Source organism: Fictibacillus nanhaiensis (assembly GCF_036213205.1).
GTDB classification, from domain to species: Bacteria; Bacillota; Bacilli; order Bacillales; family Fictibacillaceae; genus Fictibacillus; species Fictibacillus nanhaiensis_E.
The window spans coordinates 53,588-66,410 of the sequence record NZ_JARMFC010000015.1 but is presented as its reverse complement, the minus strand read 5'-3'; the positions used below and the strand labels follow the sequence as shown (position 1 = coordinate 66,410).

Sequence of the window (12,823 nt, the reverse complement as noted above, 5' to 3'; positions counted from 1 at the left end):
AAAATTCGGGGTGCAGTTCACATCAGGGTCCTTTTTTAATTTTACTTTGTATGATGTGCAAATTGAGTGTACGCATATGTCTTATACTCACCATTATCAGATGAGTATTTTAAAAGATTTTGATCCTGGGGGACACCGTGAAAATAAGCACCAATACATCCTGTTGTACATCTGTGTCCTGAAAGGAGAATTTGCATGTCAGAACGATAACTAACTTCTAATTCCCGTAAGAAGTTAAACACGCGTTCTACATAACTATTAATATTTTCTACCCCTTTGTATAAATTAGAATCGGGAATAAATCCATCAAATATAACTTCACTTTTTTTCAACTGATCAGCTTCTCCTAAGTCAAATACGTCAATTCGGCTATCGGTAATCACTTTTTTCCCAGTAGCTATCTCAGCTGTTTGAATGGCTCTTTCTTGTGGAGAAGAAAATACAAAGTCAAAATTTATATCTTTAAGTTGTTCTTTTAAATGTTCTGCTTGTGTGATTCCTACTTGATTTAGAGGTAAGCCTGATCTACCTTGTAACCTATTTTCTTTGTTTAAATCTGTTTCCCCGTGCCGAATAACATATATCATAAATTCAGCTCCCTAACTCCTTAGTTTGCTTGTGAGTCCAAAGTAATTAAATCGGACAGATTATCGATTCAATTGGACAGATTTACATTTAGATCGGACAGATTATCGCTTCAATTGAACAGATTATTATAAGAAATGGACAGATTTACATTTAGATTGGACAGATTATCCCATCAATCCGCTAAATTACTAAGAAAAAGGCTCTTAGTAAACATACGTTCCAACAACAAAGAGTTCGAACAATACCGTAAGTCCGATAAAATAAGAGACTTGTGCAAACAATCCCCAGTCCTTATCTCTAGCAACCTGCATCACCCACAGTGCTATAGCGGAAACAATGACAGGGATGATGAATGAGCTGCCTGTAAAGGTGAGGTACTTCGGCGCTAGTGTATAGAATGTGTTGTTGAACAAAGACTGAATGACATAAAGCTGTGTCATCACAAAAAGTGCGATCGCAGTCCATTTCGCCCAAGGTTTTTCATCCTCAATAACATCTATTCTTACAAAATATAGAATTCCTAAGAACAATACAGACGGCACTATCCAAACAAATGCGTTCGTCATGGCGATGAACGATACAACGAAAGCTGTAAATGCGTCAAACGTGGCGTTATAGACATCTTGCTTTCCTATTTTTTTACTGTCACTTTTAATCTCTGAGTCTTTGCTTGCTAAATAAAGTTTATAGTCACTAACAGATTCAGCTTTTAACCAAGCGATCGTCTTTTCATCGACCTGGAACGGATAGATGGAGAAATCACTCGTTGTGCTAATTCGTGATGCTTCCCATTTGTCGCCATTTAAGGTGGCTTTGTATATGTTACCCGCTTCCTTTTTAGTAGAAATCGGGCCTTTCGCAGCAAATAGGATGATAGGTTTGTTATTTTCTACGTTCAGCTGCTGGTATGACGGGTTTTCGATCTCATACCCAAGCTCTGAGCTGTATAGCTTTACATTGCTAAAATCGATTGTTGTAAGCTGATCAGTTGGTGCTGCACCGTAAAACGTTTTAAACGTCTTCGTTCCTTGTTTAGAAGAATAGAAAGTATACATAAAATGAACTTGATCATCTGCTTCAGCAAAGCGGAAGTTATAGATCTTATCCGTTGGTGTTTTGCTGTATCGCGTAATAGATTGAGCACTATATTTTTCGTCAGCTTCTTTTAGATAAAAAGCTTCCATATCTATCTTTTCACCAACTGTTGCGATAAATGATTGAGATGCTGGATGACCCGATAATTCTGATATCTTTTCTTTAGCTGTAAATATGGATTGACTCTTCCCATCTGCGGGATTGTATACAAATACTTCATTACCCTTCGAATAAGCAAAACGATCTTTAGCATCAGCTAAAAGATCCACATCTTTGTCTATGACAGTTTGTTTTCCATCTTCATAAAGAATAAGCTCACCACGAGAGATATAGGCGATCTGTTTTCCGTTTGTCCAATAGTTCGCCCTTTCATCGAGAGGAAGATTCTCTGTTTTTTCAGAGACTAGATTTAGCTTTTCGTCTAAAGTCGTTACCTTTAAACCATCTTTTTGATGTGTGTAAGCATAATATTGGTCATCTTTTTTTATAACAGTTGGTTCGGCACTAATGGATTGTGCGGTTGTGCTTACGGAACGGCTCCAATCAGAATTGGGAAGCTTTGTCTCTTGGCGAACGTTATTCCAGATTACCGCGCTAATAAGGATTACAACGACTGCGAAAGGAAGTAATAAGGCTCTGTAATTGGATTGATTTCTTTTCTTTTTCTTACTTGTTTTTACATTCGTATTCATGATCATAGTTCCCCCTATTTTCTATAAAACGACAAATTAATAGTATTCGTTAAATAAGACGTATATCCCTGTAAATAATTCTCAATTTTTTATAATAGAAAGAACTAGTGAGATGAGATCACTCATGTTTTCTTTGTGTAAGTTTTTGTAGAATAACAATCATTCCCCTGGAAATATTGTCGAATATCATCAAAGGATTTTTTAAATGATGGAACAGAACTGGTGGTATAATTTGGATTATAAACGATCCGTAGAGAAGGTGGGGAAAGGTCTTGGAGCAATTCATTCATATTTATGTGACAAGTGATATTCATGGCTATGTTCTCCCGTTAACTTACGGTAATAATGAAAAAGCGGAAATAGGATTGGCTAAAACCGCAGGGTTATTAAAAGGTCACATGTCTAATTATACGAATGCCATCCTGATTGATAATGGAGACCTTATTCAAGGAACGCCACTCACTTACTATCACACGAAATCAGATGAAAATGAAATAAATCCGATGGTACTTCTTTTAAATGAACTGAATTACGATGCTGCGATAATAGGAAATCATGAGTTTAATTATGGTCTTCCTTATTTATACAAAACGATTCATGATTCAAAATTCCCTTGGCTATCAGCTAACATCGTTCACCAAGGAACAGAGAAGCCTGTATTTGGACAACCGTATATGATAAAAACGTTTGATTGTGGAATAAAAGTAGCACTCTTAGGATTAACAACACAATATGTACCGAACTGGGAGAATCCAGAACATATTAAGGGCCTTTCATTTCTAGATGCGGTGGAGACGGCAAAAAAATGGGTACCTTATCTACGAACGAAATCAGATGTTGTTATTGTTTCTTATCATGGTGGATTTGAGAGAGATATTAGAACAGGTGAACCGACGGAATCCCTAACAAAAGAGAATCAAGCGTATCAGCTTTGTATGGAGGTTGAAGGAATTGATGTACTTATAACAGGGCATCAGCATCGCAAGCTTGGAGGTGAAGTGAACGGGGTGGCAATCATTCAGCCTGGGACACAAGGAACTGAGCTAGGATATGTAGAAGTAAAGGTTCATGGTGATGGTGATTCATGGAAAGTGGAGGATAAAAGGCCGAAATTACTTTCTGTGAAGAACTATGAACCTGATCAGCAGGTGTTGGATCTGATTCGGCCTTATGAAGATCAAACACAGAAATGGCTAGATCAGCCTTTAGGACAAGTAGACGGGGATATGACGATTATTGATCCGATGTTAGCGAGGCTAGTTGATCATCCGTTTATTGAATTCATTAATAAGGTGCAGATGGATGCAGCAGGTGTAGATATTTCGAGTACCGCTCTTTTTGATGATCATTCCAAAGGGTTCTCGAAACATATTACGATGCGCGATATCGTTTCAAACTATGTATACCCAAACACGTTAAAAGTGATAGAGATCACAGGACGAGATATGAAGGATGCATTAGAACGATCAGCTTCTTATTTTTCTTTGAACGAAGAGGGTGATCCGATAATCAACCCTGCGTTTTCAATTCCAAAGCCTCAGCATTACAACTACGACATGTGGGAAGGCATTGATTACACGATTGACCTGTCAAAGCCGATCGGACACCGAATAGTAGACGTAATGTATAAAGGAAAACCAATCAAAAATGACTCCTTATACGAAGTAGTCATGAACAACTATCGTGCAGGTGGAGGCGGCGATTATCCCATGTTTAAGGGGAAACGTGTAGTAAAGGATATTCCGATCGATATGTCAGAACTGATGGCCAACTATATATTGAACAGAGGCACGATACAAGCAACGTGTGATCACAACTGGCGTGTAAAGGTTTCATCTTCCTTAAAAAAATAAGAGAAGCAGGTGAAGCGGATGAAAAAGTGGGGTTGGTTCGTATTTGTAGTCATAGCAGTTTTGCTTGTTGGATGTTCGAGTGAGGAAAAAAGAACGTTAAACGATAAAAACTTAACACTGCAAGATCATCCAAAAGGTGCTTATCCTCGCTATTACGATCAAGTTTCTAAGAAAGAAACACTAAAAGCCGTTCCGTTCTCACTGGAGCTACCTGATAAACTGCCGTTTAAGGTCGCTCTCTCAACGTTTCAGATCTCGGATTGGGGTGAGAAACGAAATATTCTTGTGGACTCCGTTTTTTATCCGGAACAACAAGGGCAGAATGTATATTTAGCTTATCGAGTATCCAATTTTTTGCCGAAGACCGAGAAGCTAGAAACGAAAGACGAAGTTGAGCTAGGTGATGGTACGGATGCGTATTTTTCGGGAAGTGCAGATCTTCCTATCCTTGCTTGGAAAAAGGATGGGTTATTCTATAAGATAGAGTACTTAATGAAGGTGGACACTGACAAAAAAGCGGAGAAAAAGAAGTTGATTGAAGCGGCAAGCTCTGTCTTTGATTAATTTTATAGAGAAATGAGGCCGTGGAGTGACTGATCTCTTACGGCTTATTCTTTGTAATGGAGTGGTTTACAAAAAAATATGATAATATGGTTCAAAGGAGGGGATAATCTTGCAAAAACTGGAGTTTGAATCTGCATGGGACAAGACTATAGCCCGCCAAGACAGAGAAGAGATAGAACGAGTCTTTTCTGAATTGCTTTCAGAAGAACATGTGAGACAGCAGGCTGTGATTTTGAAAACAGCTTATAACCATAAAAAAGAATTTTTAGTGACTGTGCTTGTAAATAATTATTCGACAGGGCCTTTCTCTTTAATTGGGAAAAAAGTGCTGTATGAAGAAGAGGAGCATACGATTGGTGAAATGGACTCCCGTTATACGTTGGAAGTTCCACCTGAAACAAGTATGCCATGGACGTTTATTTTTCCAGCAGCATCACTAATAAGCCAGCCATCTCGAGAGTATGGGCAATTAATCATCATGTAAAGCGAGGGAAACGTGTGAGAACGATTATTTGGTTTATTTATTTTTGGGGAATTTTATTAAAGTTGATCCCCTCATTAAACCGTGTAAAAAAGTTTTATCAAGCTGGAAAGATAGAAGAGCGGGACCAGTTGGTTGATCAGAAAGTAAAAGAGTGGTCAACTTCGCTCGTTAAGCTTAGTGGGACACGTGTCACACTAAGCGGTGAGGAAAACATCCCGAACGATACAGCTGTGCTTTTTGTCAGCAATCATCAAGGTAACTTCGATATTCCGATTCTTTTAGGCTATATCCAGAAACCAAAAGCATTCATTTCGAAGATCGAGGTAAAGAAGATGCCTTTTATCGGGACATGGATGGAGCAGTTGAACTGTTTGTTCATGGATCGTAAGAATGTAAGACAGTCTGTTCAAGCGATCAATGAGGGAGCCAAACTGCTGAAAAACGGAACATCTCTTGTTATTTTTCCTGAAGGAACGAGAAGTAAAGGTGACGATATGTCAGAATTTAAAGCGGGAAGCTTCAAACTAGCGACTAAATCTGGTGTTCCGATCATTCCTGTTACGATTAACGGCTCGTATAAAATAATGGAACAACAAGGATTTTGGATCAAGCCAGCGGAAGTTCACCTTACCGTTCATCCGCCGATCTATCCAGAACAACATCAAGATGCTAAAGAATTGGCAAGGGTGTCAGAGGAAATTATTAAAAACGGTGTAAAAAAAGCCGTTTCTTAAGTGGATCTGATCTAAGAAAGTGCGAATGTTGGCGAAAACAGCTTAACGAATAACCTGTACGAACAGTATATATGTTTGTTATTATTGGGATAGAAGGTAATAATTTCTAGGAGGAATACTATGACAGGAACAATTACAGTCATTATGATATTCTCAATTCCCATTATTGCAATCGTACTAGGTCATTTCCAACAACAGACGAAACTTAAACATAAGATGCTACAAGATGAGATAGAACTGGAACGTTTAAAGCACGACAACTATGTGATCGAAACCCAAAAGATGAGGATTGAACTCGAACAGATGAAGCTGCTCGATTCACCTGATCACAAGAAATCCGTATAAAAAGAGGATGACTCAAGAGCTAATTGCTTTTGAGTCATCCTTTTTGTTTAGAACGCTTTATCTATAGTTGATAAACTGTACGTCGATCGGCAGGTTTGCTTCTTTAACAAGCGCAATAATCTGCTGAAGATCATCACGGCTCTTTGCCGTTACACGAACTTGATCATCTTGAACTTGGCTTTTTACTTTTAGGCCAGAATTCTTAATCAACACGTTAATTTTCTTTGCGTTATCTTTATCGATTCCAGTGACAAGCTTTGCGCGTTGGCGAACAGTTCCACCTGATGCTTGCTCAACTTTGCTGTAATCTAAGTTTTTCGTTGGCACGCCGCGTTTGATCAGCTTTGTGATCAATACATCTTTAAGCTGCTCTAGCTTGTACTCGTCATCAGAAACTAAAACGAGCTCTTCACTAGATTTGTCTAGCGTGATCTCACTTTTACTACCCTTAAAGTCATAACGAGTTGTGATTTCTTTTGTTGCGATATTGATTGCATTGTCTACTTCTGATAGATCTACTTGTGAAACGATATCAAATGAACTTTCTTTAGCCATTTTGTGAAACCTCCTGACGATTACTTCGTTTATATAGTTACAGTATAAATACATTGTGGTTATGTTTCCAGTTTGTACACATTCTTTTCCGTGGAAACGGGTACAAAATATAAGTTTTTATGTTAAAATGAAGGCTGGAAAATTTACAGAATGTTTGAACCACTAGGAGGAGTACTTGTTGCTTCATTACAAAACGTACACACACGAAAAAAATCATCAATGGGTGATTTTTGTCCATGGAGCTGGGGGCAGTTCATCCATATGGTATAAACAACTAAGAGAATTTAAACAACATTTTAATATTTTGCTTGTCGATCTAAGAGGTCACGGCAAATCACAATCTGATACATTCTTATTAAAAAAATATTCGTTCAAAGAGGTAAGCCTTGATGTGCTTGAGGTTATGGACCATTTAAAGATTCAAAAAGCACACTTTGTAGGCATCTCATTAGGTACAATTCTTATTCAAACGATTGCAGAGCTTTATCCTGACCGTGTTGCGTCCATGACACTCGGAGGTGCTGTCACAAAAATGAATTTCCGCTCGCAGTTCTTGATAGCGATGGGTAATCTATGTAAATCGTTCATCCCGTACATGTGGCTTTACAGCTTATTTGCTTGGGTGATCATGCCGAAAAAGAGACACGAAGCTTCACGTTCTTTGTTTATTGGAGAAGCGAAAAAGCTTTGTCAAAAAGAGTTCAAGAGATGGTTTAAGCTCACATTGAAGATCAATCCATTTCTGCAAAGTCTGCGTAAAAAAGAGATTCCGATTCCAACGCTTTATATCATGGGTGAGGAAGATTATATGTTCTTACCGCCGATTCAGGCGTTCATCGATAAGAAGAAGCATTCGAAGCTTTTAACTATTAAAGATTGCGGACATGTATGTAATGTTGATCAGCCAGAGCTTTTTAATAAGAGTTCGATTGAGTTTATTCGTAAGCAGATTGCTGCTGCACCGAATGCTTCTTAAAAATACATTGCAAGTGTTGATTTCCGTTGCAGGATGCTCGCTTTCCGCGGGGCAGGCGGTGAGCCACATTCGTACGTTTCACTCTTAAGTGTCTCACCTGTCTAGTTGCAATGGCTAGCCCCTCGAGATCAAAAGTTAAACGTTCAAGAAGGCAAAGTGCGCCTTCATTGCTCATTCAACTTTTGCTGGTCGGTGCTGAACGAGCCATTTCCACTCTTCCGACTGCCCACCTGTCCCGCAGGAGTCTCGCACCTTCCACTCCAATCAACTATTCAATGATGTCTTTTTAAGAACGCTTTTACAGCTATAATAGCATTCACGAATAAAGACAAAACACAAGAAACGACCCTTTAATCGGGGTCGTTTCTTTGTGTTATGTTTAGTTTTGCCAATTATTGATCGTAGTTCCAGGGCCGGAAGATGGGGTAGTGAACGTGTGATTTGTTCTACTTTCCCAAATTACATTTCCTGCGGAATCTTTTTTGATGAACTTAAATTCTAGTGCTTTACCTGCTGGTACACTGATGTCGTAGTACCATGTTGGATAAGCTGCGATGATTTGATTGTAAAAAGGACCAACGGCTTTTGCGGCGTTCCAGTTTCCTAGTTCTTCTGTATTTCCTACGACATATACGTCCTGGCCAGTGCTCGTGTAGGCATTGTTGATCAAGAAACGTACGGAACTTTGTGATCCTGATAAGATATCAATCGGACCGTAGCCACTACTTACAGTTCCAGAAGAATTAGTTATAGTGACTTGGTAGCTTCCTGCTGCAACTGCAGGAACTGTAACTTTGATCTCATCGTTGCTCCATGATTGAACGTTTGCAAGAACAGTGCCAATCTTTACGGTACCAGTAGATGCTCCGAATGAATCACCACTAATGGTTAGTGTATTGCTTGGTTTTGCCATGACTGGACCGATTCCACCAATAGCCGGAGCTGAACTGCTTCCGTTATGAGCATATACGGCTGCTTCGCCCGGTGAAAGATCGAATGCTGAAATCGTACCACCAGAAACCGTAATAGAACTCCCTGTTAATAGACCTGTTAATTGATCCGTGTAAGTTCCAGCAGGTAGCGATGTAGCAGCACCACTCACGTTATAACTCGTAGAAGTACTTTTGTTTACTGCGACTAAGACAACATCATTTCCAAACTGTCTTTCGTATACGTAAACATCATTGTTGATCCAGCGTTGTTTTGTTTTTCCAAAGCCAAGCGCCTGATTCGTCTTTCGAAGTGTAGAGAGCTTTTTAATGATTTGATAAGCTTTTGTCGTCTGATTGAATGATGTCATCTTTCCTCGGTTGTTTGGGTCTCCGTTACCCGTCATATACTGCTCTGTTCCATAATAGATGTTAGGAACACCGCGTGATGTGAGCATAACGGTAAGCGCAAGATCTGTCTTTTTCGTATCCGCTCCAGTCGTATGAAAGCGATCCATGTCATGATTATCAAGGAATGTGACTTGGTCGATCGGCTGTTCATATTTGGTTTGGGTTTCTGAGATCATACTGTCAAAACCGTACCAGCTGTCTGAATTGTTGCGAAGAACTTGGCGCAGTTCTTGGCCGTAACGGAAATCCAGCAGTGACATTCCGTATTTATTTGCAAAATCATAATAATTTTGGTCGACTTCGTTTTCGCCTAAGAACCACTCGCCAAACGTGAAGACAGGCTGATGAGAATTGATCGTTTCCATAAATGTTTTTTGCCAGCCGAACGGCATATGTTTGACAGCATCTACCCGAATCCCATCGATTCCCATGTTCAGCCATTGTTTGATCGCACTTTTAAAGTACGTATCTACGGTTGGATTTTGATGGTTAAAATCAGCGAGGTCATACAGGTTACGATAGATTCCATCTTCTATAGAGGAGAAATTCGTTCCTTTGTTGTGATGAAACAGATCTTTCGTATCGTTCGTATAACCGCCGACAAGTGTTCCATTGTCATAAAGTTTACCGTTTTCCATATAGCTTGGTGTGTCCTCAGATGCTGGAGATGTATGGTTTGGTGCAAAATCGATTATGACTTTTACGCCTTTAGCGTGAGCGGTATTGATTAAGTTTTGGAAATCAGTCATGCTCCCGAAATATGGGTTGGTCTTCTTAAAGTCTCTGCCCCAATAGCCGTGATAAGCGGTTGTGCCGGCTGCATCGTTCAATACGCTGTATACATTCTCAACTGGCTGTGAGATCCATAGTGCTGTAACACCCATATTCGTGAAGTACCCATCGTTGATTTTGTTGATGATTCCTTGCCAGTCACCACCGCAATATTTACGAAGGTTGGAACAGTCACCACTGAACAGGTTTCCTGTAGGATTATTCGATGCGTTTCCATCTGAGAAACGATCGGTCATAATCTGATAGATCACATCTTGGCCATAGTTAATCTTGTTGAAACTAGCAGCTTCAACGGTTGCTTGGCTGTCTTGTAAGGGGAGGTTTGAGAACGTTAAAGACAAACTAAGTGCAGCTGAAACGAATAAACTCTTTTTCATACGTGTTATTCACTCCTTTTTTAGAATACAAAAAACCCCGTTATTCAGAGTGAATAACGGGGTTGTCTTGAAATGAACATTGCCCTCAGATTTTTATCAGTAATAGCGCGCTCTATTACTCTCATTATTCAAATTAATGTAAACGCTGTCAATTAGGTTGTTTAAGGATTTAAGGGCAAACATTGATTCATAAAGGAAAGACAGAATGAAAATGATTCAAAAGTAATTTTGATGTTGTAAAGAAGGTGTTTAGACCTATGAGATAGCGATAAAAAGAAGCTGTTAAGACATAAGTAAAACGACCAAGGTAGTGGTCGTTTAAAAAGGCGATCTATTTAATTGCTTCTTAGAGAAGGTGCATTAGTTTAAGAACTACAGTGCTAAACAAATTAGCGTTTTTACAAGCTTACAGCGCGTGCGATCGTGAACAGACGTGAAGCGGGATGAAAGCCTTTTGTGATCAAGTCCTTGATGATGGTTGCACCTAACATACTATAAACGGTGCCGTTACCGCCAAAACCTAAACAATAATACTCGCCAAGACGGTTAGGGTGTTCACCAATATAGGGAAGTCCGTCATGCGATTCACCAAAAGTCGCACACCAAGAATGAGAAATTTTTGGCGAGAGATCTGGAAAATGTTCTTTGATCTTTTGAAGAATTCGCTCGCCGCGCTCTTCGATAAGTCCTTCATTTAACGGCGCTTCCGCCTTGTCCTCATCAAGACCGCCGGCAACGATTCTCCCATCTTTAGTCGTTCTCATATAAAGATAAGGACGTTTTGTTTCCCAGATCATCCATTCTTCGTACCACGTTTTCAGTGATGGTAGAGGTTCAGTTACAATCGCGTACGAACGATTAAGGTCCGCTCCTAATTGCTGAGCTAAAAAGTCGTTCTCATAACCAGTCGCAAAGATAACATAGCGCGCTGAAATGGTACCTTTTTCAGATTCACAGGTAAAGCCGTGAACGGTTTTAGTTTTACGAATAAGAGGTGTTTGTTCAAAAATCCTCACTCCTGAAGCAGCTGCATCTTTCAACAAAATCTGTACACATTTGTATGGATTCACATCAGCATCACCACTTGTAACGAGAGCTGCTGGCTTAGAAAAAGGAAAACATGAAGAAATCTCTTGAGGATTTAAATATTCCACTGGGAAATCGTATTTCTTTAATGCCTCGTATTCGCGCTCAAGCTTTAACGTATCCTCAGGAGAACTCGCATAGTACAAGCTCTTTTGTTCACGGAATTCAGGGTCTTCGGATAGTTCAGACGTCATCTTCTTCAAATCTTCTAATGCTTGTAAACACAGTTGATAGAAGTAGACAGCATCCTGTTCGCCTTGCTGTTCTATGAGTTCGTGCAACATTTTATCGCTTGAAAATTGCAGAAGTCCTGTGTTTGCTGAGGAGCTTCCTGCACCTGGATGCCTTCGATCAATTAATACAACATCTAATTCTTTTTCTTGACCAAGCACATGGGCACAAAGGGCACCTGCCATGCCTCCACCAACAATTAGTACATCACACGATATATCTTCTTCAAGAACAGGATACTGCCCCGTATTTGTATAGGTTTTAGGCCAATAGAGCTGACCGTTATGTAGATTCATAGTGACTCCTCCTCGTCTTCTCTTCATTCCCCCTATTTTCTTTAAAGAAACGCATGAGTAGAATTTTTTTCAAAAATATGGGTCTTGTGCTGAATGCTCCTGCTACAAGGATAAGATTTTAGAGAGAAACTTTAACATATGATGAATGTGGAGGGCTTAAAATTATGCAAAAAAAAGCTGCATGCCCGATTGGACAAGCAACTCTTTCCTTCAACTTATGGCAATGTATTCACTTTATCTTCTTCTTTTACAAACAATAAAATTTTGCCCATGTCGAGTTTCTTTTCATATTGATCTGCTTCTACATCAGATAACCCTAATTCTGTCATCTTGTTGCGAAGCTCATCGCCTCTAGACTCAAATACATTGCTGAGCGCCGTACCGAGTCCTTCTTCTTTTAAACCGATTGTATTAACATCCGCTTCATGAGCAAGGTCTTTTGTGTCATCCTTTTCGTGGGATAATACATATAAGTTGTCTTCGTGAATTCCTCGAGCTTTCAGATCACTTGCAGCTGCAATCAATTCTTGTTGAGAGTTAAATTCATGTACGATAGGTTTTACCATTTACAATCCTCTCCTTTAAACGAAGTTATAGTGTGTATTCACGATTTCGAACAGGATTAAACATACTTTTTTCGAATGCATACCGGGATAAAAGTACTAAATTAACTCCTCGAACTCAAATGTGTAGGCATAAATTCCTTTTTTATTGGAATATAACGTTTTTACACCATTTTTACGAAAATCCTCTATCATTTTACATTTCAAAATATATACTTTTAGTTGTTGAGTTTTATACAAAATGAGTGATAG

At 39.3% G+C, this 12,823-nt stretch carries 12 protein-coding genes; 6 read left to right on the top strand and 6 right to left on the bottom strand.

Going from position 1 to position 12,823, the window contains the following annotated elements:
* Positions 1–41: 41 nt before the first annotated feature.
* Together P4V41_RS15450 and P4V41_RS15445 are read right to left on the bottom strand one after the other, a co-directional pair.
* On the bottom strand, positions 42–587 hold the full coding sequence (locus tag P4V41_RS15450; protein ID WP_328085982.1) for a histidine phosphatase family protein: 546 nt from the start codon (positions 585–587) through the stop codon (positions 42–44).
* A gap of 204 nt (positions 588–791) precedes the next feature.
* A complete protein-coding gene (locus P4V41_RS15445) occupies positions 792–2,375 on the bottom strand; it encodes a hypothetical protein (RefSeq protein ID WP_328085981.1) in 1,584 nt (527 codons plus the stop codon).
* Between the two features lie 272 nt (positions 2,376–2,647).
* Here P4V41_RS15445 and P4V41_RS15440 point away from each other — a divergent pair, with 272 nt between their 5' ends.
* The 5 genes from P4V41_RS15440 to P4V41_RS15420 all read left to right on the top strand — a co-directional run bounded on the left by P4V41_RS15440 (position 2,648) and on the right by P4V41_RS15420 (position 6,355).
* The gene (locus P4V41_RS15440) at positions 2,648–4,228 is read left to right on the top strand and encodes a bifunctional UDP-sugar hydrolase/5'-nucleotidase (RefSeq protein ID WP_328085979.1); all 1,581 of its coding nucleotides are present in this window, start codon (positions 2,648–2,650) and stop codon (positions 4,226–4,228) included.
* Between the two features lie 18 nt (positions 4,229–4,246).
* Positions 4,247–4,792, top strand: a complete 546-nt coding sequence (locus P4V41_RS15435) for a hypothetical protein (RefSeq protein WP_328085978.1) — start codon at positions 4,247–4,249, stop codon at positions 4,790–4,792.
* Positions 4,793–4,901: 109 nt separating this feature from the next.
* A complete protein-coding gene (locus tag P4V41_RS15430) occupies positions 4,902–5,276 on the top strand; it encodes an SLAP domain-containing protein (protein ID WP_328085977.1) in 375 nt (124 codons plus the stop codon).
* Positions 5,277–5,290: 14 nt separating this feature from the next.
* On the top strand, positions 5,291–6,010 hold the full coding sequence (locus P4V41_RS15425) for a lysophospholipid acyltransferase family protein (RefSeq protein ID WP_328085976.1): 720 nt from the start codon (positions 5,291–5,293) through the stop codon (positions 6,008–6,010).
* A gap of 120 nt (positions 6,011–6,130) precedes the next feature.
* Positions 6,131–6,355: a hypothetical protein gene (locus P4V41_RS15420; RefSeq protein ID WP_328085975.1), complete on the top strand. Its 225-nt coding sequence runs from the start codon at positions 6,131–6,133 to the stop codon at positions 6,353–6,355.
* Positions 6,356–6,412: 57 nt separating this feature from the next.
* Here P4V41_RS15420 and P4V41_RS15415 read toward each other — a convergent pair whose 3' ends face one another.
* A complete protein-coding gene (locus P4V41_RS15415) occupies positions 6,413–6,910 on the bottom strand; it encodes a YajQ family cyclic di-GMP-binding protein (protein ID WP_198768739.1) in 498 nt (165 codons plus the stop codon).
* A gap of 178 nt (positions 6,911–7,088) precedes the next feature.
* Here P4V41_RS15415 and P4V41_RS15410 point away from each other — a divergent pair, with 178 nt between their 5' ends.
* Positions 7,089–7,886: an alpha/beta hydrolase gene (locus P4V41_RS15410; protein ID WP_328085973.1), complete on the top strand. Its 798-nt coding sequence runs from the start codon at positions 7,089–7,091 to the stop codon at positions 7,884–7,886.
* A 379-nt stretch (positions 7,887–8,265) separates the two neighbouring features.
* Here the strand turns inward: P4V41_RS15410 and P4V41_RS15405 are convergent, their stop codons facing one another.
* The 3 genes from P4V41_RS15405 to P4V41_RS15395 all read right to left on the bottom strand — a co-directional run bounded on the left by P4V41_RS15405 (position 8,266) and on the right by P4V41_RS15395 (position 12,574).
* Complete coding sequence (locus P4V41_RS15405) at positions 8,266–10,395, bottom strand: alpha-amylase family glycosyl hydrolase (protein ID WP_328085971.1); 2,130 nt, start codon at positions 10,393–10,395, stop codon at positions 8,266–8,268.
* 398 nt (positions 10,396–10,793) lie between these two features.
* Positions 10,794–12,008 (bottom strand): FAD-dependent oxidoreductase, encoded by a 1,215-nt coding sequence (locus tag P4V41_RS15400; protein ID WP_328085969.1) that lies wholly within the window; start codon positions 12,006–12,008, stop codon positions 10,794–10,796.
* A gap of 215 nt (positions 12,009–12,223) precedes the next feature.
* Entirely contained in the window at positions 12,224–12,574 is a 351-nt protein-coding gene (locus P4V41_RS15395; protein WP_066399166.1) for a general stress protein, read from the bottom strand.
* Between the last annotated feature and the right edge of the window lie 249 nt (positions 12,575–12,823).